This window comes from Actinomadura chokoriensis (assembly GCF_039529475.1).
Lineage (GTDB): Bacteria > Actinomycetota > Actinomycetes > Streptosporangiales > Streptosporangiaceae > Spirillospora > Spirillospora bangladeshensis.
Genome location: NZ_BAAAMW010000002.1, coordinates 144,537 through 166,676, shown reverse-complemented (window position 1 = coordinate 166,676; position 22,140 = coordinate 144,537). Strand labels below are relative to the sequence as shown.

At 74.6% G+C, this 22,140-nt stretch carries 23 protein-coding genes; 14 read left to right on the top strand and 9 right to left on the bottom strand.

Translation table 11 applies throughout. The features are described 5' to 3' along the window. The first annotated feature begins 7 nt into the window (after positions 1-7). Positions 8-1,492: a CoA-acylating methylmalonate-semialdehyde dehydrogenase gene (locus ABFX46_RS04980; RefSeq protein ID WP_346040143.1), complete on the top strand. Its 1,485-nt coding sequence runs from the start codon at positions 8-10 to the stop codon at positions 1,490-1,492. A gap of 137 nt (positions 1,493-1,629) precedes the next feature. Continuing rightward, positions 1,630-2,946, top strand: a complete 1,317-nt coding sequence (locus ABFX46_RS04975; protein ID WP_346040142.1) for an alkaline phosphatase PhoX — start codon at positions 1,630-1,632, stop codon at positions 2,944-2,946. A 37-nt stretch (positions 2,947-2,983) separates the two neighbouring features. Here the strand turns inward: ABFX46_RS04975 and ABFX46_RS04970 are convergent, their stop codons facing one another. Continuing rightward, positions 2,984-3,301, bottom strand: a complete 318-nt coding sequence (locus ABFX46_RS04970) for a hypothetical protein (RefSeq protein WP_346040141.1) — start codon at positions 3,299-3,301, stop codon at positions 2,984-2,986. Positions 3,302-3,364: 63 nt separating this feature from the next. Here ABFX46_RS04970 and ABFX46_RS04965 point away from each other — a divergent pair, with 63 nt between their 5' ends. The 3 genes from ABFX46_RS04965 to ABFX46_RS04955 are packed head-to-tail and all read left to right on the top strand — an operon-like array spanning position 3,365 to position 4,827. Next, positions 3,365-3,787: a hypothetical protein gene (locus ABFX46_RS04965; RefSeq protein WP_346040140.1), complete on the top strand. Its 423-nt coding sequence runs from the start codon at positions 3,365-3,367 to the stop codon at positions 3,785-3,787. Beyond that, positions 3,784-4,254 (top strand): SRPBCC family protein, encoded by a 471-nt coding sequence (locus tag ABFX46_RS04960; protein WP_346040139.1) that lies wholly within the window; start codon positions 3,784-3,786, stop codon positions 4,252-4,254. Before ABFX46_RS04965 ends, ABFX46_RS04960 begins: the two co-directional genes overlap by 4 nt. A gap of 9 nt (positions 4,255-4,263) precedes the next feature. Continuing rightward, positions 4,264-4,827 carry a DNA-3-methyladenine glycosylase I gene (locus tag ABFX46_RS04955; RefSeq protein WP_346040138.1) on the top strand — a complete coding sequence of 188 codons (564 nt, stop codon included), beginning with the start codon at positions 4,264-4,266 and terminating at the stop codon, positions 4,825-4,827. Positions 4,828-4,859: 32 nt separating this feature from the next. On the opposite strand, the gene ABFX46_RS04950 is transcribed toward ABFX46_RS04955, so the two are convergent. The 3 genes from ABFX46_RS04950 to ABFX46_RS04940 all read right to left on the bottom strand — a co-directional run bounded on the left by ABFX46_RS04950 (position 4,860) and on the right by ABFX46_RS04940 (position 9,111). Continuing rightward, on the bottom strand, positions 4,860-7,445 hold the full coding sequence (locus ABFX46_RS04950; protein ID WP_346040137.1) for an FtsX-like permease family protein: 2,586 nt from the start codon (positions 7,443-7,445) through the stop codon (positions 4,860-4,862). 5 nt (positions 7,446-7,450) lie between these two features. Beyond that, complete coding sequence (locus ABFX46_RS04945) at positions 7,451-8,215, bottom strand: ABC transporter ATP-binding protein (protein ID WP_346040136.1); 765 nt, start codon at positions 8,213-8,215, stop codon at positions 7,451-7,453. A 110-nt stretch (positions 8,216-8,325) separates the two neighbouring features. Continuing rightward, positions 8,326-9,111: an enoyl-CoA hydratase-related protein gene (locus ABFX46_RS04940; protein WP_346040135.1), complete on the bottom strand. Its 786-nt coding sequence runs from the start codon at positions 9,109-9,111 to the stop codon at positions 8,326-8,328. Between the two features lie 177 nt (positions 9,112-9,288). Between ABFX46_RS04940 and ABFX46_RS04935 the strand changes: the two genes are divergently transcribed. Together ABFX46_RS04935 and ABFX46_RS04930 are read left to right on the top strand one after the other, a co-directional pair. Next, positions 9,289-9,456 carry a DUF3117 domain-containing protein gene (locus tag ABFX46_RS04935; protein WP_083980698.1) on the top strand — a complete coding sequence of 56 codons (168 nt, stop codon included), beginning with the start codon at positions 9,289-9,291 and terminating at the stop codon, positions 9,454-9,456. Positions 9,457-9,556: 100 nt separating this feature from the next. Continuing rightward, entirely contained in the window at positions 9,557-11,020 is a 1,464-nt protein-coding gene (locus ABFX46_RS04930; protein WP_346040134.1) for a leucyl aminopeptidase family protein, read from the top strand. Here the strand turns inward: ABFX46_RS04930 and ABFX46_RS04925 are convergent, their stop codons facing one another. Together ABFX46_RS04925 and ABFX46_RS04920 are read right to left on the bottom strand one after the other, a co-directional pair. Then, a complete protein-coding gene (locus ABFX46_RS04925; protein ID WP_346040133.1) occupies positions 11,021-11,665 on the bottom strand; it encodes a hypothetical protein in 645 nt (214 codons plus the stop codon). Positions 11,666-11,669: 4 nt separating this feature from the next. Continuing rightward, positions 11,670-12,329, bottom strand: coding sequence for an O-methyltransferase (locus tag ABFX46_RS04920; RefSeq protein WP_163058629.1), 660 nt, complete (start codon positions 12,327-12,329; stop codon positions 11,670-11,672). 183 nt (positions 12,330-12,512) lie between these two features. On the opposite strand from ABFX46_RS04920, the gene sigE reads away from it, so the two are divergent. From sigE to ABFX46_RS04895, 5 genes are all read left to right on the top strand, one after another. Next, the gene (gene sigE, locus ABFX46_RS04915; protein WP_346040132.1) at positions 12,513-13,274 is read left to right on the top strand and encodes an RNA polymerase sigma factor SigE; all 762 of its coding nucleotides are present in this window, start codon (positions 12,513-12,515) and stop codon (positions 13,272-13,274) included. Positions 13,275-13,338: 64 nt separating this feature from the next. Next, positions 13,339-13,956, top strand: a complete 618-nt coding sequence (locus ABFX46_RS04910; RefSeq protein ID WP_346040131.1) for an anti-sigma factor family protein — start codon at positions 13,339-13,341, stop codon at positions 13,954-13,956. Further along, the gene (locus ABFX46_RS04905) at positions 13,953-15,092 is read left to right on the top strand and encodes a sigma-E factor regulatory protein RseB domain-containing protein (protein ID WP_346040130.1); all 1,140 of its coding nucleotides are present in this window, start codon (positions 13,953-13,955) and stop codon (positions 15,090-15,092) included. Before ABFX46_RS04910 ends, ABFX46_RS04905 begins: the two co-directional genes overlap by 4 nt. 103 nt (positions 15,093-15,195) lie before the next feature. Then, positions 15,196-16,983: a S1C family serine protease gene (locus tag ABFX46_RS04900; RefSeq protein ID WP_346040129.1), complete on the top strand. Its 1,788-nt coding sequence runs from the start codon at positions 15,196-15,198 to the stop codon at positions 16,981-16,983. A 98-nt stretch (positions 16,984-17,081) separates the two neighbouring features. Further along, positions 17,082-17,444, top strand: a complete 363-nt coding sequence (locus tag ABFX46_RS04895; RefSeq protein ID WP_346040128.1) for a sec-independent translocase — start codon at positions 17,082-17,084, stop codon at positions 17,442-17,444. A 161-nt stretch (positions 17,445-17,605) separates the two neighbouring features. On the opposite strand, the gene ABFX46_RS04890 is transcribed toward ABFX46_RS04895, so the two are convergent. Beyond that, positions 17,606-18,745 (bottom strand): Mrp/NBP35 family ATP-binding protein, encoded by a 1,140-nt coding sequence (locus tag ABFX46_RS04890; protein WP_346040127.1) that lies wholly within the window; start codon positions 18,743-18,745, stop codon positions 17,606-17,608. Positions 18,746-18,855: 110 nt separating this feature from the next. Between ABFX46_RS04890 and ABFX46_RS04885 the strand changes: the two genes are divergently transcribed. Next, the gene (locus tag ABFX46_RS04885) at positions 18,856-19,311 is read left to right on the top strand and encodes a MarR family winged helix-turn-helix transcriptional regulator (protein WP_346040126.1); all 456 of its coding nucleotides are present in this window, start codon (positions 18,856-18,858) and stop codon (positions 19,309-19,311) included. Between the two features lie 11 nt (positions 19,312-19,322). Here the strand turns inward: ABFX46_RS04885 and ABFX46_RS04880 are convergent, their stop codons facing one another. Further along, positions 19,323-19,802 (bottom strand): DUF1003 domain-containing protein, encoded by a 480-nt coding sequence (locus ABFX46_RS04880; protein ID WP_207923677.1) that lies wholly within the window; start codon positions 19,800-19,802, stop codon positions 19,323-19,325. A 14-nt stretch (positions 19,803-19,816) separates the two neighbouring features. Next, entirely contained in the window at positions 19,817-21,115 is a 1,299-nt protein-coding gene (locus tag ABFX46_RS04875) for a magnesium transporter MgtE N-terminal domain-containing protein (RefSeq protein WP_346040125.1), read from the bottom strand. Between the two features lie 119 nt (positions 21,116-21,234). Here ABFX46_RS04875 and ABFX46_RS04870 point away from each other — a divergent pair, with 119 nt between their 5' ends. After that, on the top strand, positions 21,235-22,122 hold the full coding sequence (locus ABFX46_RS04870) for an RNA polymerase sigma-70 factor (RefSeq protein WP_346040124.1): 888 nt from the start codon (positions 21,235-21,237) through the stop codon (positions 22,120-22,122). The last annotated feature ends 18 nt before the right edge of the window (positions 22,123-22,140 follow it).

Below are 22,140 nucleotides of genomic sequence, written 5' to 3'. Positions count from 1 at the left end.
AACCCCCATGCGCTCGATTCAGCACCGGATCGGCGGTGTCCCGGTCGGCGGGAGCGCCGCGGCGCCCGTCCACGACCCCGCGACCGGGCAGCAGACCGCCGAGGTCGTGCTCGGCCGCCGGGCCGAGGTGGACGCCGCCGTCGGCGCCGCCGCGCGGGCCTTCGCCTCCTGGCGGGAGGTGTCGCTGACCCGGCGGGCGCGGATCATGTTCGCGCTGCGCGACCTGCTCGCCCGGCACGAGGACGAGCTGGCCCGGCTGATCACCGCCGAGCACGGCAAGGTCCTCGACGACGCGCGCGGCGAGGTCGTCCGGGGCCGCGAGGTCGTCGAGTTCGCCTGCGGCATCCCGCAGATGCTGAAGGGCGAGTACTCCGACCAGGTCTCCTCCGGCGTGGACGCGTTCTCGTTCCGGGAGCCGCTCGGCGTGTGCGCCGGGATCGTCCCGTTCAACTTCCCCGTGATGGTGCCCTTGTGGATGCACCCGGTCGCGATCGCCTGCGGCAACGCGTTCGTGCTGAAGCCGAGCGAGCGCGTCCCGTCCGCGTCCAACCTGGTCGCCGAGCTGTACGCCGAGGCGGGGCTGCCGGACGGGGTGTTCAACGTCCTGCACGGCGACGCCGAGACCGCCGACGCCCTGATCACGCACCCCGGCGTCGCGGCGGTGTCGTTCGTCGGGTCGACGCCCGTCGCCCGGCACGTCCACGAGGCGGCGAGCACCGCCGGCAAGCGGGTGCAGGCCCTCGGCGGCGCGAAGAACCACGCGGTGGTGCTGCCCGACGCCGACCTCGACCTCGCCGCCGACCAGATCACCGCGGCGGCCTACGGGTCGGCCGGGCAGCGCTGCATGGCGATCTCCGTGGCGGTCGCCGTCGGGGACGCCGCCGACCCGCTCATCGAGCGGCTCGCCGACCGGGCCCGCGCGATCAAGGTCGGGCCGGGCGGGGACCCGTCCAGCGAGATGGGCCCGCTGATCAGCGAGGCGGCGCGGGAGCGCGTCAGCGGGCACGTCGAGGAGGCGGCCCGCGCGGGCGCCACGCTCGTCGTGGACGGCCGCGACCTGCCCGGCCCCGGCTTCTTCCTCGGCCCCTGCCTGCTCGACGGCGTCTCCACCGACATGCCCGCCTACGAGCAGGAGATCTTCGGGCCCGTCCTGGTGGTCCTGCGCGCCGGGACGCTCGACGAGGCGATCGCGCTGGTCAACGCCAACCCCTACGGCAACGGCACGGCGATCTTCACCTCGTCCGGGGCGGCGGCGCGGCGGTACCAGCGGTCCGTGCACGTCGGGATGATCGGGGTGAACGTCCCGATCCCGGTGCCGATGGCGTTCTACTCGTTCGGCGGCTGGAAGGCGTCGCTGTTCGGCGACACCCACGTCCACGGGCCCGAGGGCGTCCGGTTCTACACGCGCCAGAAGGCCGTCACGTCCCGGTGGCCCGAGCCGGCCGGCGTCGCCGCGGAGGCGCCCGGGATGGCCTTCCCGACGGCGGGCTGACCCAGGGCCGACTCAAGGGCGGCCCAAGGCCGACCCAAGATTGTCCTGGGGCTTTCCCGGCGCGTCCGGGCTCGTTCACCGCCGGTTCAGCGGCGGCGACCAGGCTCCCGCGTGATCCCTCACGCTAAGGAGTGCCCATGTCCGTGACCCGTCGCGGAGTCGTCAAGGGCGGCGCGGCCGGCGCCCTGTCCATCGCCCTCGCCGGAAGCCTGGAGGGCGTCTTCCAGACGTCCGCCGGCGCCGACACCGGCGAGGCGTACGGCTACGGCCCGCTCGTCCCCGACCCCAAGGGCGTCCTGGACCTGCCCCGGGGTTTCCGCTACAAGCAGCTGTCGGTGGAAGGCGACCCGATCTCCGAGGGCGTCGTCGTTCCCGGCCACCACGACGGGATGGCCACCTTCCCCGGCAGCCGGCACGGCCGGACCCGGCTCGTGCGCAACCACGAGCAGGGCACCAACGGCACCCGCGCCGTCGGCCGCCCCGAGCTGACCTACGACCCGGCCGTCAACGGCGGCACCACCACCCTGGAGGTCGACAGCCGCGGCAACCTGCTGTCGCAGTACGTCAGCCTCGCCGGGACGGCGGTGAACTGCGCCGGCGGCCGCACCCCCTGGGGGACGTGGCTGACCTGCGAGGAGACCGAGGGCGTCAAGGGCGAGACCAAGAGCCACGGGTGGGTGTTCGAGGTCGACCCGGACGGCCGGCGCACCGAGCCCGTCCCGCTGACGGGCCTCGGCCGCTTCGCGCACGAGGCCGTCGCCGTCGACCCGCACACCCTCACCGCCTACCTCACCGAGGACGCGTCCGGGCCGTTCGGGCTGTTCTACCGGTTCCGCCCCCGCGCCCACCGCGGCGGCTACCACGCCTACATGCGGGGCGGGAGCCTGGAGGCGATGAACGTCCGGGGCGTCCCGGACCTGTCGCTCGTCACCGAGCCCGGCACCCGGCTGCGCGTCGAGTGGCTGGACGTCCCGGACCCGTCGGCGAAGACCACGTCCGTGCGCAGGCAGTTCGACACGATCACCCGGAGCCAGAAGCTCGAAGGCGCCTGGTGGGGGCACGGCAAGGCGTACTTCGTCGCGAGCTTCTCGCACTCCGGCGACGGCGCCGCCCGCGACCACGCCGGGCAGGTCTGGACCTACGACCCGCGCCGCAACGAGATCGAGCTCCAGCTGATCTTCAAGCCGGGCGGCCGGTTCGACGGCCCCGACAACATCACCGTCTCCCCGTACGGCGGCGGCGTGATCCTCGCCGAGGACGGCGACGGCGAGCAGTACCTCGTCGGCACCACCCGGAAGGACAAGCCGTTCGCGATGGCCCGCAACGCCCTCAACGGCAGCGAGTTCACCGGCGTCACGTTCTCCCCGGACGGCCGCATCCTGTTCGCCAACCGCCAGTCCGACCCGGGCGCCACGTTCGCCATCACCGGCCCCTGGCACCGCCTGCGCGGCTAGCCGGGGACGGCCGGCGAGGCGGCGGGCGGCGGGGCGGCTAGGCGAGGCCCCTGCGGGCCACGGTGGGCGGCCGGGTGCCCCGGATGGAGGCCACCATGTCGAGCACCTGGCGCATCCCGTCCGCCTGCGATTCCGGCACGCGGAAATACCTCGCCCCCAGCCACGCGTAGACGGACGCCGCGGCGAGCAGCCCGGGATCGGGCTCCCGCGCGTCCGTCTCCAGCGTGACCAGCACGGCGTCCCCGGAGGCGGCGAGCCGTTCCACCCGGCTCGCCGGGGGCGCCGTGCCCGCGTCCGCGGCACCGGGCGGAACCGGCGCGTCCGGTGGAAGGACCATCCGCTCTTGCATCCCCATGCCGCCAAGCGTGGCACGATCGGAGTCCTGGAATCGTCCTTCAGGAGACGCGGAGATCGGAGCGTGATGGTGACCGTGGTGCTCGTCCTGGCCGGCCTGGCCGTGCTGGGCGCCGTCGTCGTCCTCGCCATGGGCAGGGGCGGGGAGCTGGCCGAGACCCATCCCGACTACCCGCCGCTCGCGTTGGACGCGGCGGGCCGCCCCCTCCTCGGGCCCGAGGGCTCGCGGCTCCGGTTTCCCACCACGATCTGGGGTTATCAGATGCAGGTGACGGACGAGGCCGTGCACCGCCTGACCGACGCCCTGCGCGAGCGCGACGCCCGCGTGGCCGATCTGGAGCGCCAGCTGTACGACCTCCGCAACCGCGCCGGCGAACCGGCCATCGGCGCCCTGCACGGCCTGGAGGAGCCCGACGACGGCGTGCTGCTCCGCAAGGAGACCGTGCCCGTCGAGGAGGAGCCCGGCCCCGAGGAGGAGCGCCGGTGAGCCGAGTCGCCGTCCACGCGGAGGCCGTGTCCGCCGCCCCGGCCGAGCACGTCTTCGCCCTGCTCACCGACTGGCCGCGGCACGCCGAATGGATGCCGTTCACCAGCGCCGAAGGCGGCGACAAGGTCGGCGACGAACTGCGGGCGCGGACGGGCATCGGCCCGGTCGGCTTCACCGACACCATGGTCATCACCGACTGGCGGGACGGCCGCCGCGTCTCCGTCCGGCACACCGGCCGCGTCGTGCGCGGCGAGGCGTGGTTCAAGGTCGTCCCGGAGGGGACGGGCAGCCGCGTCGTCTGGGCGGAGCTCATCGACCTGCCCCTCGGCCCGCTCGGACGCGCCGGCTGGCTGGTCGCCGGCCCGGTCGTGAAGGCGTTCCTGGCCCTCGGCCTCCGCCGCCTCGCCGCGCTGGCCGAGGAGCCGGCCCCGCCGCGGGGAGACGGCTCTGTCGGAGGCATCGGGTAGAACGGGCGGGTGACCACCGCGATTCTGGGCGAGGACGGGCTGGCGCGCTGCCCGTGGGGGCTGTCGACCCCCGACTACATCGCCTACCACGACGACGAGTGGGGCCGTCCGGTCCGCGACGACCTGGGCCTCTACGAGAAGCTCTGCCTGGAGGCGTTCCAGTCGGGGCTCTCCTGGCTGACGATCCTGCGCAAGCGCGAGAGCTTCCGCGCCGCCTTCTGCGGCTTCGACCCCGAGAAGGTCGCCGCGTTCGGCCCGGACGACGTCGAGCGCCTGATGGCCGACGCCGCCATCGTCCGGAACCGGGCGAAGATCGAGGCGTCGATCGCCAACGCCCGCGCCGCCCTCGACCTCCCCGGCGGCCTCGCCGCGACCGCCTGGCGCTACGCCGACCCCGACTCCCCGGCCTACGCCGACACGGCCGACGTCCCCGCCTACACCGACGCCTCGAAGGCCCTCTCCAAGGAGCTGAAGAAGCACGGCTTCCGCTTCGTCGGCCCCACCACCGCCTACGCCCTGATGCAGGCCTGCGGGCTGGTGAACGACCACCTGACCGGCTGCTCCTTCCGCTAGGCGCACACCCCGCCGGTCAGTCGGGCCGCCGGTCATTCGGCCCTGGCCGCCTCCAGCAGCGGCACCTCGGCGGCCCGGCGCGCCGGGAGCGCCGAGGTCGCCAGGGCGACCGCCGCCGCGCCCGCGACCACGGCCGGGAACAGCCACCACGGCGGGTTCGGCGCCAGGAACGAGCTGCCCGTCGCCGCGTACATCAGGAACACGCTGCCGAGCGCCGTCCCGATGCCGAGCAGCCCGCCGAGCAGCACGACCGTCGCGGCCTCCCAGCGGACGACCGCCCTGATCTGCGCGACCGTCGCGCCGACCGCGCCGAGCAGCCCGAACTCGCGGGTCCGCTCGCCGACGCTCATCGAGACGGTGGTCGCCATCCCGAACAGCGCGAGGACCAGCGCCATCCCGATGAACCCGTAGATGACCGTCAGCCCGCTGGTCATCGACCCCTTGGCCAGGTCGATGTAGGCGCCCTTGCCGAGGACCTCGACGCCGGGCGTGCCGGCGAACGCGCGGGCGAGGTCCCGCTCGGAGCCGCCCCGCGCGAGGACGACCTGCGCCGGCGCGTCCGGGTCGAGCCGGTCCATGGTCGCCGCCGACACCAGCGCCTGGTCGGCGAACAGGTGCGACGGGTCGTGGTAGGCGGCGGCGACCGTCAGCGGCACGCGGCCCTGCGCCCCGCGCACGACGATCGTCTGCCCCTTCTCGATCTTCTGGCCCTTCATCACCGTGGACGTGAGGGCGATCTCGCCGTCCCCGAGCCGGGGCAGGTTCCCGCCGAGCCTCAGCACCTCCGGCAGCGCCTTCTGGTCGGCGCCCGTCACCGCCAGGTAGACGGGCAGCGGCGGCTCCTCCGGCGACGGCCGCTTCGGCGGCGGCGAGACGAGCTTGATCTGCGACGAGGTCAGCGTGGCAGCGGCGGACACGCCGGGGACGGCCGCGGCCTTGGCCGCCGCGTCGCGCGGCAGCGGCGCCGGGCCGCTCGACGCCGCGCCGGTCGCCGCGATCGCGTGCTCGGCGCGCATCACCTGCCCGCCGGTCTCGGCGAACCGGGCGTCCACCGACAGGACGGTCAGCGCGGTCGCGCCGACCAGCGCCACGCCCAGCATCAGCGACGACGCCGCCGACGACACCCGCTGCGGGCTGCGGGTGATGGTGGCGCGGGCGAGCCGCCCGGCCTCGCCGCTGACGGCCGTCCCGATGCGGCCGACCAGGCCGCCGAGGGGGCCGACGAAGAACGGGGCGAGGACGGCGAGCGCCGCGACCGTCGTCATGCAGCCCAGCAGGACCATGACGCAGACGCCGATGGTGCGCTCCGGGCCCGGCGGCTCCTCGTACCTGATCCCGAAGACGCCGCCGAAGAAGATCCACGCGCACGCGAAGATCGCGAGTGCGCCGATCACCCGCCCCCGGCGGCGGCCGGGGGTCTCGGTGCTCGCCGCGCGCAGCGCCTGCATGGGGGAGACGCGCGCCGCGCGGCGCGCGGCCCGCCACGCCGCGAGCTGGGTGACGACGATCCCGGCCACGGCCGGGACGGCGAGCGCGACCCAGCCGAACTGCACGTCCGCGGCGGAGATGTCGAAGCCGTCGTCGGCGAACAGCCGGGTGAGCAGCGCCGACACCGGGTAGCCGAGCAGCACGCCGCCGGCCGACCCGACCAGGCCGAGCGCCAGCGCCTCCCACCGGATCAGCCGCTTGATCTGGCGGGGCGTCGCGCCGATCGCGCTGAGCAGCGCCAGCCGCCGCGTCCGCTGCCGCACCAGCGTGCCGAACGTGTTCGCCACCACGAACAGCCCGACGAACACCGCGACGGACGAGACCATGCCGATGGCGCCGCCGATCGACGCGCCCGCCGACCGCAGATCGGCCGACTGGGCGTCGCGGACGCCCTTCGCGGTGCGGACGGTGACGTCCTGCCCGAGGGCGCGGGCCAGGTCCGTGCGGAGCTTCGCGGGCGCGACGCCCGGCGCGGCCTTCACCCAGACGCCCTGCCAGGTCCCGGCCGGGAGGCCCGCCGCCGCCTGGACGGTCGCGGGCGGCGCCAGCAGCAGGTCGCCGCTCGCGACGGAGCTGTGGTCCTGCACGGTGACGATCCCGACGAGCTTGAGGGTGCGGCTCTGCTTCGGCAGCAGCACCCGGACCGGGTCGCCCACGTCGAGCTTCCCGGCCCGCGCCACGTGCCGGGTCACGGCGACCTCGCCGTCGGCGGCGGGCGCCCGTCCCGACTCCAGGTGGTACGGGTTGAGGCGCGCGTCGGACGTCCACGGACGCAGCGTCGTCCCGGCCCCGGCGGGCGGCAGGATCGCCTTGCCGCCGGACCCGTGCGCGGTCACCGGGACCATCGCGTCCCCGGCGGCCGCCGCCACGCCCGGACGTCCCGCGACCGCGCTCAGCGCGACCTGGCCGTCCGGCCTCGCGTACGGGTCGTCGGTGTCCACCGACCCGCCCAGGACGAGCACGTCGGAGCGGGCGTACTCGCTGGCGTCGCTGCCGGACACCGCCTCCTGCGCCCGCAGCGTGAACTGCAGCGACCCCGCGATCAGCCCGATCGAGAACGCCGCCGCCAGCAGTGTGGCGGCCATCCGCATCCAGCCCTCGGCGAAGGAGCGGCGCGCGATCAGCCACATGGCGCTCAGCCCTCCATCCGGCGCATCACGTCGTGCACCTGGTCGACGGTGGGGGAGAGCAGCTCGCGCACGATCATGCCGTCGGCGAGGAACAGCACCCGGTCGGCGTGCGCGGCGGCGCCCGGGTCGTGCGTCACCATGATCACCGTCTGGCCGTAGGCGTCCACGGCGCGGCGCAGGAACCCGAGCACCTCGGCGCCCGACCGGGAGTCGAGGTTGCCGGTCGGCTCGTCGGCGAACAGCACCTCCGGCCGGGTCAGCAGCGCCCGCGCCACCGCGACCCGCTGCTGCTGCCCGCCCGACAGCTCGCCCGGCCGGTGCGCGAGGCGCCCGCGCAGCCCGAGCGCGTCCACGATCGTGTCGAACCACTCGCGGTCGGCGCGCCGGTTCCCGAGCCGCCCGGTCAGCCGGATGTTCTCCTCCGCCGTCAGCATCGGCAGCAGGTTGAACGACTGGAACACGAACCCGAGCCGGTCGCGGCGCAGCTTGGTGAGCCGGGTCCGCGACAGCTTCGTGATGTCCACGTCCCCGATCAGCACCGAGCCGGAGGTGACCGTGTCGAGCCCGGCCAGGCAGTGCAGGAACGTCGACTTGCCGGAGCCGGACGGCCCCATGATCGCGGTGAACCGGCCGCGCGGGAACGCCGCCGAGACGCCGCGCAGCGCGGTCACCGCGTGCTCGCCCGTCCCGTAGGACTTGACGAGGTCGCGGGCGGCGGCGACGTGGTCGTGGGCGCGGCCGGCAGGGGGTGCGGCGGATGTCTGGATCATGCCTTCAAGACAACCGCCGGCGCCCCCCTCGGCGCATTGGCGGAGCCTCCCCGGTCGATGCTGGGGAAGGCCCTACCCCCGGAGACCCCCGGAGACCCCCGAGCGACCGCTTAGCGGCCCTCGAACTCCGGCTGCTGCTTCTTCAGGAACGCCTCGGTCGCGTTCTTGTGGTCGCTGGTCTCCGCGCACTCGTCCTGGAGCTCGGCCTCCCGCTCCAGCGCGGACGCCAGGTCGTGCGTCGCCGCGTGGTCGAGCGCCGCCTTCACCGCGCCGTAGGAGACCGTCGGGCCCGCCGCGAGGCGCCGCGCCAGCTCCACCGCCGCCGGGGCCAGCTCGTCGGCCGGGACGACCCGGTTCACCAGGCCCAGCTCCAGCGCCCGCTCGGCCTTCAGCGGCTCGCCGAGCAGCAGCAGCTCGGCGGCCTTCGCGCGGCCGACGAGGCGCTGCAGCGTCCACGACATGCCGCTGTCGGGCGCGAGCCCGATCCCGGTGAACGCGGTCGCGAACCGGGCCTTGTCGGACGCCACGACCAGGTCGCAGGCGAACGCCAGCGACGCGCCCGCGCCCGCCGCCACCCCGTTCACCGCCGCCACCACCGGCTTCCGCATCCCGGCGATGGCCAGCACGATCGGGTTGTAGTGCTTGCGGACGGTGTCGTCCAGGCCCCTGCCGGCGGCGAGGTTGTCGGCGTGCTCGCGCAGGTCCTGGCCCGCGCAGAAGGCCCGCCCGGCGCCGGTCAGGATCACCGCGCGGGCGGCCGGATCGGCGGCCGCGCGCAGCACCGTCTCGCGCAGCAGCTCCTTCATCCCGCCCGTCAGCGAGTTCATCCCGTCCGGGCGGTTGAGTGTGATCGTCCCCACACCGTCGGTCACGTCGTACAGCACGGTCTCAGACATCGGCGTCCTCTCGTTTCGCCCGCAGATCCTCCCATCTTCCGATCTGGAGGCTGATCGTTACCACTTCGCGCCCGGAAGACGAGATAATGGACCACTACTGATGACGCGGATGCGACACGCGGCCACGCGGCCAACGGTGTGCGAGGCCGCGGCCCTACGCAGGAAGGGGAACCACGCATGGCGGCGATGAAGCCGCGGACGGGAGACGGTCCGCTCGAAGTGACCAAGGAGGGACGCGGGATCGTCATGCGAGTCCCCCTCGAAGGCGGCGGCCGACTCGTGGTCGAGCTCTCCGCCGACGAGGCCAAGGAGCTCGGCGAGGCGCTCAAGGACGTCGTGGGCTGACGGCTCCACCGCTCCCGGCTTGTTGGTGACGGTCCCGGCGACGCCGCCGGGGCCCTTGCCATTTCCGTACCCAGAAGCGCAGATCAGGGGGACCATCACCATGCCCATCGAGACCCGCGTCCACGGCGCCGGCGGCACCGTCTCGCAGGCGGCGGCCGACCTCGGGGCCGAGGTGGTGGCGGTGCCCGTCCGCAAGGGCCCCGTCGCACCGGCGGCGGAGGTCGCCGAGGGGCTGCCCTTCACGCTGGACGAGCTGCTGGCGCTGCACCGGGCCAAGGGCGAGCCGGGGGAGATCACCGCGACCCAGGTCCGCGTCGGCGACCGGGTCCGCGAGCTGCTGCTGTACGGGGTGGGCGACGCGGCCCCGGCCGACCTGCGCAGGGCCGGCGCCGCGCTGGCCCGCCGCGGCAGGGGCCGCGCGGCCCTCGCCGCCGGCGTCCCCGCCGGCGACCTCGCCGCGTTCACCGAGGGCGCGCTGCTCGCGTCCTACGAGTTCAAGATCGGCGCCCCGCCCGCCAAGAAGGCGCTCGGCACCCTCGCCGTGCTGACCGAGGCCGGGCCGGAGGCGGGCGCCGCGGCGATCGAGCGGGGCACCGTGCGCGCCCGCGCGACCGCGCTGGCCCGCGATCTCGCCAACACCCCTGCCGGCGAGAAGGACCCGTCCTGGCTCGCCGCGCGGGCCGAGCAGGTCGCCGCCGAGGCGGGCCTCGACATCCGCGTGCGCGGTGAGAAGGAGCTGGCCGAGGGCGGTTTCGGCGGGCTCCTCGCCGTCGGCGGCGGATCGGCCCGCCCGCCCCGCCTGATCGAACTCTCCTACCAGCCCGGCGAGGCCGCCGGCCGGCACATCGTGCTGGTCGGCAAGGGCATCACGTTCGACAGCGGCGGCCTGTCGCTCAAGCCGAACGAGGGCATGAAGACGATGAAGACCGACATGGCCGGCGGCGGCGCGGTCATCGCGGTCATGGGCGCGCTGCGGGCCCTCGGCGTCCGCGCCCGCGTCACCGGCCTGGTCGCGGCGGCGGAGAACATGCCGTCCGGGTCGTCGATGCGGCCCGGCGACGTGATCACCCACTTCGGCGGGACGACCTCCGAGATGCTGAACGCCGACGCCGAGGGCCGGCTGGTCCTCGCCGACGCGCTCGCCTACGCCGACGCCGAACTCGCCCCCGACGCCGTCGTGGACGTCGCGACCCTGACCGGCGCCGCGAAGGTCGCGCTGGGGCTGCGGCACGCGGCGCTGTTCGCCACCGACGACGACCTCGCCGCCGCGCTCACCCGGGCCGGGACGGCGGCGGGCGAGCCGGTGTGGCGGCTGCCGCTGACGGCCGACTACCGCGCCGCGATCGACTCCGACCTCGCCGACGTCGCCAACATCGGCCGCGGCGGCTACGGCGCGGGCGCCACCACGGCCGCACTGTTCCTGCGCGAGTTCGCGGGCGACCGCCCCTGGGCGCACCTCGACATCGCCGGGCCGGGCCGCGCCACCTCCGACGACGCCGAGATCACCCGCGGCGCGACCGGCTACGGCGTCCGGCTGCTGCTCGACTGGCTGACCGCGGCCTGATCACTTCGACCGGCGGTCGATCACCGGGACGCGGCGGCGCCGCCGGGCCTGCTTGACGATCTCGGGGAGCGTCGCGTCCCAGCCCTGCTCGACCGCGAAGCACCAGGGGACGGCCGCCGCCGTGGCGGGGACGTCCCGCATCGTGAGCGCCACCAGCGTCGGGCGCTCCGACGTGCGCGCCATCTCCGCCAGCTCCGGTGACGGCAGGAAGACGAGGTAGTCCTGCTCGCCGCGGCGGGTGCCGGCCATCCCGCGCCGCAGCGCCGTGATCGCCGCGACCTCGTCCCACGGCAGCGAGCGCCCGGACCGGCGCGGCAGCGGCCAGCGCGCCGGGCGCCGCACCCCGCCGCCGTCCAGTTCGAGGACGGGTCGGCGCGCCAGCATCCCGCCCGCCGACAGCAGCAGGCCCGCCCCGAACAGGACGAGCCCCGCGACCCCGAGCACCATGAACAGGGCGCTGCCCACACCGGCGCCGCGCACCATGCCGCTGGTGATGAACCCCGCCGACGCGGCGAACAGGATCAGGAACGCCAGCGACTGCCCCGCCCCGCGCCATGTCACCCGCACCCGCACCGCGAACGGCTCCGAGGTGGTACCGGCGCTCTCCGCGCTCTCCGCGCTCTCCGCGCTCTCGGCGGTCTCCACGGGGTCAGCCCAGCCGGACGGCGCAGAGCAGGCCGTCGCCGACCGGGACCAGCAGCGGGACGAGCCGCTCGTCGTCGCGGATCATGCGGTGCACCTCGCGGATCGCCTCGGTGTCGGGATCGCGGTAGGCGGCGTCGGCGACCCGGTCGTGCCACAGCGCGTTGTCGAACGCGACGACGCCGCCGGGGCGCAGCAGCCGCAGCGCGTCCGTCAGGTACTCGGGGTACTCCCGCTTGTCGGCGTCGCAGAACACCATGTCGTAGGCGCCGTCGGTGAGCCGGGGCAGCACCTCCAGCGCCGGGCCGCTGATCATCCGGGTGCGGAAGCCGGACAGGCCCGCCTCCCGGTAGGCGATCTTCGCGAGGCGCTGGTTCTCCGGCTCGATGTCGACGCTCGTCAGCACCGCGTCCTTCGGCATGCCGCGCATCAGCCAGACGCCGGACACGCCGCAGCCCGAGCCGACCTCCACGACCGTCCGCGCGCCGATCAGCGTCGCGAGGAAGCGCAGCGCCGCACCCCCGGCGGGGCCGATCGGCGCCGCGCCGACCTCCTCGCCGCGCCGCCTGGCGGCAAGCAGCGCCTCGTCTTCGGGGAGGAAATCCTCCACGTAGGCCCGGGTGGCCTGAATGGCGTCGATGGCTGCCTCCTCGCGGGACCCCCGCATGCCTCATGCTGGAAAGACCATATCGTTGACAGGGAACCAACTGGAGTTTCAGCGCGTTGTAACCCGTGAAAGCACAACCGCGCAGCATGCAGGACAGTTGGTCCAGGAACCGCCCCAGCCCAGGCGAGACCGTGCCGTTCCAAGGCGAGAACCTTGGCTACGAGAGAGGAACAGCCCGGCACCATGGGAGTCGCAGCACTGAGTTTCAGAAGCGCTGTGGGGGTCGGCGCCAGGCAGGGGCTTGGAAACGCCGCTCGTACGCGCGAGAACGCCCCCGAAGCGGAGTGGGCGCCGCCGTCCTGGGACGAGGTCGTCCGCGAGCACTCCGCGCGCGTCTACCGGCTCGCCTACCGGCTGACCGGCAACCAGCACGACGCCGAGGACCTCACCCAGGAGGTCTTCGTCCGCGTGTTCCGGTCCTTGTCGAACTACACGCCCGGAACGTTCGAGGGCTGGCTGCACCGGATCACCACGAACCTGTTCCTCGACATGGCGCGGCGCCGCCAGCGCATCCGCTTCGAGGGGCTCGCCGACGACGCCGCCGAGCGCCTGCAGGGCCGCGAGCCGACGCCGGCGCAGGCGTTCGACGACACCAACTTCGACGCCGACGTCCAGGCCGCCCTCGACGCGCTGGCCCCCGAGTACCGCGCGGCCGTCGTGCTGTGCGACATCGAGGGGCTGTCCTACGAGGAGATCTCGGCCACGCTCGGCGTCAAGCTCGGGACCGTGCGCAGCCGCATCCACCGGGGACGGGCGCAGCTGCGCGCCGCGCTGGAGCACCGCGCGCCGACGCGGCGCCGGCCCGGCACGAGGAACGACTACCAGGCGGCCGAGGCGCGCGGCGCCGCCATGGCCGCGGCCGATGACGGCGCGGCCGCGGCGCCCGCGGGGGGCGCGCACGCGGCCGGCGGCGCCCTGCCGCAGCCGCTGCCGGACGGCGCGTAAGCGGTACGTGGACGCGCGCGGGGCGGGACCGCGCGCCTGACCGAATGGAATCGACGGAGGCGGCGTGAGTTGTCTGGGGGAGCGTCTGACCGCTCTGGTCGACGGCGAGCTGGGGCATGAGGAGCGCGACCGCGTGCTCGCCCATCTCGCGGGGTGCGCCCCGTGCAGGGCAGAGGTCGCCGGCCTGCGGCGGGTCAAGGGACGGCTGCGGGGCCTGTCCGAGCTTCCCGCGAGCGACGGCACCGACGATCTGCCGACCCCCGACTTCCTGAACCGGCTGCGCGCCCTGCCGGCCGGGGCCGCCGAGCCCCCCGAGCCTCCGCCGTCCGCCGGGGCCCCGTCCGCGGGCGCCCCGTCCCACCGCCCCGCCCGCCCGCTGCGGTCATCGAGCCGGCCGGCGCGCACGGCTCCCGCCGCGCGCCCGCGCGACAACCGCCCGGCCGGGCACGCCGCCGCCGTCCAGGTCCGCCCCGGGCGCCGCGTCCTGGCCGTCGGCGCCGCCACGCTCGTCCTCGGCCTGGGCACCGCCTCCTACATCGCCGGCGGGCGCCAGGACGCGCCGACCGTCACACCGGCCTTCGACCGGTTCGCCGTGGAGCACGCGCTGACCTCCGGGGACGCGCCGATGACCGACCCGCTCACCGACCCGGTCTACCAGGTCCAGGTCTCCCCGGGGCCGTGACCGCGCCCGCGCCGGCCCGGACCGGCGTGCTCGGGAGCTGGCGGAACCGGCGGGGCGCCCTGCTGGTCGGCGGGATCGCGGGCGCGCTCGCCATCGCCGGGCTGCTGACCGGAGACCCGGCCGCGGCGCGCCGCGTCGGCAGCGACCCGGGCGCCGTGGGGCTGCTGCGCGCCGCCGCCGACGCCGCCCAGCGCGTCCCGTACCAGGGCCGGCGGTTCCTCACCACGTGGAACCGCAGCAGGTCCGCCACGTCCCGCGTGAGCGTGTCCCACCGGCCCGGCGAGGGCATCCGCTACCGGTCGGGGACCGGCGGGACCGGGTACCGGGCCGAGTCCGCCGCCGGGGACACCACCGGCTTCACCTCCGAGACCCTCGCGCTGCTGACCCGCAACTACTCGGTGGTGCGCGCGGCGGACGCGGCGATCTGCGGCCGCCCGGCCCGCGTCGTCGAGGCCCGCCGCCCCGACGGCAGCCCCGCCGGGCGCTTCTGGATCGACCGCGAGACGGGGCTGATGCTGCACCGCGAGCTGATCGACGCCACCGGGCGGCCCGTGGTCGTCACCGGGTTCAGCGAGATCAGCTTCACCGCGCCGCCCGCGGAGCCGGTCGTGCTCGGCCAGCCCCGGGGCGGGCTCCTGCGCTTCCCCGGGTCCAGCGCGGGCGGAGCCGTCGACGGCGCCGCCCCCGGCTCCGCTGCGGACGCGTGGGGCGAGCGGCTGGACGGCGCCGGGATCGCCGGGCTCCGCGACCGCGGCTGGCCCGTCCCGGCGGACCTGCCCGGCCGCCTCACGCTCTACGACGTGCGCCGCGAGCGGGACGGCGGCGCCGTCCACCTCAGCTACTCCGACGGCCTCGCCGCCGTCTCGGTGTTCGTGCAGCGCGGCGGCCTCGACGAGCGGGGGCTGGCCGGCTGGCAGAAGACCGTCCGCCGCGGCCGGACGGTGTACCGCCGCGAGGCGCTGCGGCGCTGGGCCGTCTCCGCCGGGCGGGGCTACGTCTACACGGTTCTGACGGACGCCCCGCAGAGCACGGCGGACGCGGTCGCCGTGAGCATGCCGCGCGGCACCGACACGTTCTGGAGCAGGCTGTTCCGGGGCGCCCGCCGCCTGGCCTCGGCGGCGAACCCGTTCGACTGACCGAAGGTGAGCGCGCGGCCCACGAGGTCTTATGCTCGCCACATGCCTTGAGGGGCAGCATGAGCACGGATGACGAGGACCATGCTCGGTAGGAGAGATGGGGATGACGGAAGACAACCGCGGGCCGGTGGGGGCGCCGGCGGAGGACGACGAGGTCGCCTCCGGCCGGGAGCCTGAACGGCAGGAGGCGGCTCCTCCCGAGACGGTGACCGACCGGGAGATCCCGGCGGCGCAGCCCGCGGACGACCCCGAGCCGGGGGCGGCGCCGGAGGCCGGCGACGACCCGCGCCCGGCGGACGGCCCGCGGGACGCCCGGGAGCCGGCGAACGAGGGCGACCGCCTGGTGGCCGGGGGGTTCGCCCCGCCGGACTCGCTCGGCAGCCCGCCCGACACCAGCGAGGACGTGCCGTTCCAGGGGGCCGCGGCCGGGATGGGGCCGCAGGAGGTGCCGCTGCAGGACGCCCCGCCGCGCGACATGCCGCAGCCCCCGCCGCCCGTCCCGCTCGACAAGCCCGCCGTGGACGACGATCGCCCGCGCCCCGGCTTCGTCCCGCACAACCAGGACCCGCGCCTCGCGCAGGGCGGACCGGCCGGCGGCTGGCCGCACCAGTCCCACCAGGCCCCGCCGCCGCCTCCGGGCGCCCGGCCGCCGATGGCGCCGCCGCCCGCGCCGCTGGGCCCGCCGCCCGGCGGCCCCGGCCCCCGCCCGATGGCCGGCTACGGGATGCCGCCCGGCGGCACCGGCCCGAACTGGGCGCCGGTGCCCGCGATGCCGCCGTCCTCGCGCGGCGGGCCCGGCCTCGGGCTGCTCGCCGTCGTCGCGCTGATCGTCGCGCTGGTGGCGGGCGCGCTCGGCGCCGGGATCGGCGTCATCGCGACCGACAACGACGACAACGGCGGCTCGGTGAGCCTCGGCGGCAGCAACAGCAGCGACAGCAAGGTGCAGAGCCGCCCGCCGGACTCCGTCGCCGGCGTCGCGCAGCGGGTGCTGCCGAGCGTCGTGATGATCCGTGTGCAGTCCGCGCAGGGCGAGGTCGGCGGCACCGGCTTCATCGTCAACGGCGGCTACGTCATCACCAACAACCACGTCGTCGCGGGCGCCGGCGGCGGCCAGATCCAGATCGTCTTCAACGACAAGAAGACGCTGCCCGCGACCGTCAAGGGCGCCGACTCCGGCTCGGACGTCGCCGTCCTCAAGCCGTCCGGCCAGCACTCGCTGCCGCCGCTGCCGATCGGCGACTCCAGCAAGATCGCCGTGGGCGACCCGGTGATCGCGATCGGCTCGCCGCTCGGCCTGCAGGGCTCGGTCACCACCGGCATCGTCAGCTCGCTGAACCGGGCCGTGCCGACGCGGGGCGAGGGCGGCGGCGACGCGTCCTACCTCAACGCGATCCAGACCGACGCGGCGATCAACCCCGGCAACTCCGGCGGCCCGCTGGTGGACGCGAAGGGCCGCGTCATCGGCATCAACACCGCCATCGCGACGCTCGGCGGCCAGTCGCTCGGCGGCGAGCAGCAGAGCGGCAGCATCGGCCTCGGCTTCGCGATCCCGATCAACCAGGGCAAGCGGGTCGCCGAGGAGATCATCCGCACCGGCAGCGTCCGGCAGGCCAAGCTCGGCGTCTTCCCGGACCCGCGCTACCAGGACGGCGGCGCCAAGATCATGACGGAGCCGGTCAACGGGCAGGACCCGGTGATCAAGGGCGGCCCGGCCGACAAGGCGGGGCTGAAGCCCGGCGACGTGATCACCAAGATCGACGACAAGCCGATCGAGGACGCCACCGACCTGATCGCGCAGATCCGCAGCCGCGCCCCCGGCGACCGCATCGCGGTCACCTACGAGCGCGACGGCCGGGAGAGCACCGTCCAGCTGACGCTGGGCGCCGACTAGCACGCGGAGAGATCCGCAGGTCCGGTTCGTCCGGGCTCGGGATACGCTGAGGGGGCCGGTCCGCGCGGACCGGCCCCTGACGGCTTGTGGAGGACGGGTTGTTCGACGTCGGACTCGGTGAGATGGCGGTGCTCGTCGTCCTCGCCCTGGTCATCTTCGGGGACAAACTGCCGCAGGTCGCCGGACAGGCGGGCCGCATGCTGCGGCAGTTCCGCCAGATGGCCGACAGCGCCAAGGCGGACCTCCAGGAGGGCCTCGGGCCGGAGTTCAAGGACTTCGACCTGAACGACCTGAACCCCAAGACATTCGTCCGCAAGCACCTGCTGGAGGACGACGACACCCACCCGGCGGCCGCGAGCAAGAACGGCTCCGGCCTGTTCGACGACGAGCCCTCCTACGCCACCACGGCCGGCCGCCTCGAATCCGACGAGCCCCCGCCCTTCGACAACGAGGCTACTTAGCCCAGGGGGGCGCCCCCCTGGAACCCCCGTTACGAACGAGAGGCCGTTTCCCGAGCCGCTGGCGCGTCTCGGGAAACGGCCTCTCGTTCGGCGGGCCGGGTGACCTCCGGGCGCAGAGCGCCCTCCGGCCACCCGACCCGTGAGGGGCGGTGGGCCGGGGCCTACCGGCCCTTGGGGCTGATGCCCAGGGACATGCCGGCGAGGCCGCGGCTGCGGCCGCCGAGCTTGTCGGCGATGGTGCGCAGCTCCTTGGCGGCGCCCGCGTCGGGGTCGGACAGCACCAGCGGGACGCCGTTGTCGCCGCCCTCGCGGAGGCGCGGGTCGATCTGCACCTGGCCGAGCACCGGGACGCGGGTGCCGAGCGTCTTCGTCAGCGCGTCCGCGACCGTCTGGCCGCCGCCCTCGCCGAAGAGGAACTGCTGCTCGCCGCAGTGCGGGCAGGACAGGTAGGACATGTTCTCGATCACGCCGACGACCTGCTGGTGCGTCTGCGCGGCGATCGCGCCGGCCCGCTCGGCCACCTCGGCTGCGGCCTGCTGCGGGGTCGTGACGACGAGGATCTCCGCGGACGGCAGCAGCTGCGCGACGGAGATCGCGATGTCGCCGGTGCCGGGCGGCAGGTCCATCAGCAGGATGTCGAGGTCGCCCCAGTACACGTCCGAGAGGAACTGCTGGAGCGCGCGGTGCAGCATCGGCCCGCGCCACACGACCGGCTGGTTCCCGGCGGTGAACATGCCGACCGAGATCACCTTCACGTCGTGCGCGGTCGGCGGGAGGATCATGTCCTCCACCTTGGTGGGCGAGTTCTCCACGCCCAGCATCCGCGGCACCGAGTGGCCGTAGATGTCGGCGTCGACGACCCCGACCTTACGGCCCTGCGCGGCCAGCGCGGCGGCGAGGTTCACCGTCACCGACGACTTGCCGACGCCGCCCTTGCCGCTCGCCACCGCGTACACCTTGGTCAGCGAGTTCGGCTTGGCGAACGGGATCTCCTTGGCGGGCTGCCCGCCGCGGAGCTTGGTCTGCAGGTCCTTGCGCTGCTCCTCGCTCATCACGTCCAGCTCGACCTGGACGGAGGCGACCCCCTCGAGTTTCGAGACGGCCTCCGTGACGCGTTTGGTGATGGTGTCCTTCATCGGACATCCGGCCACGGTCAGGTAGACGCCGACGCGGACGGTGCCGTCCGAGGCGATGTCGACGCTCTTGACCATGTCGAGCTCGGTGATGGGCTTGTGGATCTCAGGATCGTTCACCGTGGCGAGAGCCTCGGTCACCCGCTCGGTCGTCAACTGGGAGGCCATGCGTCCATGGTATGAACCCCGAGGGCGTACCCGTTAATCAGGGTGTCGGTCCTCACATGTCGCGTGCGTCTCCATCGCGCCGGCGGCCCGCCCGCCGTACCATCGGTCCGGTGACCACCGGTATCCTCGCGGCCGCCGAGCCGGCCGTCTGGCGGACGATGCTGCGCGCCCAGGCGCAGCTCTCCCGCCGCCTGCAGGCGGACCTGGCGGCCCGGCACGACCTCGCGCTCGGCTCCTACGAGGTGCTCATGCACCTCGGCGAGGCGGCGGGCGGGCGGCTGCGGATGAACGACCTCGCCGACCGGGTCCTGCTGTCGCGCAGCGGGCTGACCCGGCTCGTCGACCGGCTGCAGCGCGACGGGCTGGTGGTCCGGCAGTCCTGCGCGGACGACGCCCGCGGCCTGTACGCGGCGCTGACCGCCGCCGGGCGGGAGCGGCTCGCCGAGGCCGCCCCGACCTACCGGCAGGGCGTCCAGGACCACCTGCTCAGCCGGCTGGACGAGGCCGACCTGCGCGCCCTCGGGCGGATCCTCGACAAGCTCGCCGACGAGAACGCCCCCGGCTGAGGCCCGGACCGCTACGGGGCGGGCTCCTTCGCGTCCAGGTCCTTGATGATCTGCTGGAGCTCCGAGCGCAGGAAGTCGCGGGTGACGACCTCGCTCAGCGCCACCCGCAGCCCGGCGATCTCCCGGGTCAGGTACTCGGTGTCGGCGATGCTGCGGTCGCCGCGGGCCCGGTCCTGCTCGTACTGGACGCGGTCCCGGTCGTCCTGCCGGTTCTGCGCGAGCAGGATCAGCGGCGCCGCGTAGGACGCCTGCAGCGACAGCATCAGCGTCAGGAAGATGAACGGGTACGGGTCGAACCGCAGCGCGGCGGGCGCCGCCAGGTTCCACACGATCCACACCGCCACGAACACGGTCATGTAGACGATGAACCTGGCGGTGCCGAGGAACCGCGCGATCCGCTCCGACAGCCGCCCGAACGACTCGGGGTCGTAGTGGATCCGGGGCAGCAGCGTCCGGCGGACCTCCCTCGGCTGGTCCAGGCGCGCGGTCATCGGCCGTGTCGTCATCATGTCGTCCCCCGCAGAGCCTCTTCCTCGGGATCGGCGGACTCCTCGGCGGCGGCGTCCATCACCGCCTCCCGCCAGTCCTCGGGCAGCAGATGGTCGAGGACGTCGTCGATCGTCACCGAGCCGAGCAGGTGCCCGTTCTCGTCCACGACGGCGCCCGCGACGAGGTTGTAGGTGGCCAGGAACATCGCGACGGCCTCCAGCGACATGGTCGGCCGCAGCGGGTCCAGTTCGGTGTCCACGATGCCGCTGACCAGCGTCGGCGGCGGCTCGCGCAGCAGCTTCTGGAAGTGCACCGTGCCGAGGTACTGGCCGGTCGGCGTCGCGGTCGGCGGCCGGCACACGTACACCTGCGCGGCGAGCGCCGGGTTCAGGTCGGGGCGGCGGATCAGCGCGAGCGCCTCGGCGACCGTCGCGTCCGGCGCGACGATCACCGGGTCGGTGGTCATCAGCCCGCCCGCCGAGTGGTCGGGGTAGGTGAGCAGCCGCCGCACCGGCGCCGCGTCCTGCGGCTCCATCAGCGTCAGCAGCCGCTCGCGCTGCTCGGTCGGCAGCTCCCCGAGCAGGTCGGCGGCGTCGTCGGGGCCCATCACCTCCAGGACGTCGGCGGCCCGCTCCACGCTCAGCTTGCCGAGGATCTCGATCTGGTCGTCCTCGGGCAGCTCCTCCAGGACGTCGGCGAGCCGCTCGTCGTCCAGCGCCGCCGCGACCTCGGTGCGCCGCTTCTCCGGCAGCTCGTGGACGATGTTGGCGAGGTCGGCGGCCTTCATCCGCTCGAACGCGGCGATCAGCCCGGCCGCGCCCTGCCCGTGCTCGACGGCGGAGAAGCCCTCCACGTCGTCCCAGTCGACGACGAGGCTCTCACCGCGCTTGCGCAGGGCGCGTCCCGTCCGGCGGCGGACGGCGACCTTGGTGACCAGCCAGTCCCGGGTGCGGGTCGGCTCCATCGCCACGTCCACGACGGAGACGGGCTCGCCGGTGTCGCGGAACCGGATCGTCCGGTCCAGCATCTCCGCGATGACGAGGGTCTCGGACTCGCGCTTCTGGAAGCGCCGCACGTTGAGCCGCCCGTCGAAGATGACCGCGTCCGCCTCGATCACCGTCACCCGCGTGATCGGCAGGAACACCGCCCGCCGCGACGCGACCTCCACCACCAGCCCGAGCACCCGCGGCGGGCGCGGCGCCAGCCGCAGCGCGACCACGATGTCGCGGACCCTGCCGACCTGGTCGCCGGCGGGGTCGAACACCGCGATGCCCGCCAGCCGGGCGATGAACACCCGTGTCGGAGCCGCACTCATGGTCCGGACACTACCCATGATCGACCGGCTGATCCGGGGTCACATCGGACTCTTCGGGCGGGGCATGTCACATTCCCCGCGGGTGTTCCGTCCTAGCGGGCATGAAAGGGTTGACGACGATGACCGACGCCTTCGAGGAGCACCGGAACCTGCTGTTCGCGGTGGCCTACCGGATGCTGGGCACGGCCGCCGACGCGGAGGACGCCGTGCAGGACGCGTGGCTGCGCTGGTCCTCCGGTGACCGGTCGGGGGTGGCCGACCCGAAGGCCTACCTCGTCCGGATCACCACCAACGTCGCGCTCGACCGGCTGCGCTCGGCGCAGGCCCGGCGGGAGACCTATGTCGGGCCGTGGCTGCCGGAGCCGATGCTGACCAGCCCGGACGTCGCCGAGGACGCCGAGCTGTCGGAGTCGGTGTCGATCGCGATGATGGTCGTCCTGGAGACGCTGAGCCCGCTGGAGCGCGCCGTCTTCGTCCTCAAGGAGGTCTTCGGCTACCCGTACGCGGAGATCGCGTCGGCGCTGGACCGGTCGGAGGCGTCCGTGCGGCAGCTCGGCACCCGCGCCCGCAAGCACGTGGAGGCGCGCCGCCCCCGCTTCGAGGCGGACGGCGCCGAGCGGCGCGCCGCGACCGAGCGGTTCCTCGACGCGGTCCTCGGCGGCGACATCAACCGGCTCATGGAGGTCCTCGCCCCCGACGTCGCGCTGTGGTCGGACGGCGGCGGCAAGGTCCGCGCCCCGCGCCGGGCGATCTTCGGCGCCGACAAGGTGGGCCGCTTCCTCGGCGGGATCAGCGGCGTGACCTACCAGGGCGTCGAGCCGTCCGCGATGCGGTTCGAGCGCGTCGAGGTCAACGGCGAGCCGGCGATCGTGGTGGCCGGCCCGGACGGCCCGATCAGCGCCGTCACCGTCGACATCGACCCGTCCGGCCAGGTCCAGACGATCCACCTGGTCGCCAATCCGGACAAGCTGCGCGCTCTCGCGGAGGGCCGCCGGCTCCCGATGTAGCCGGTGGCCGCCGCCCGG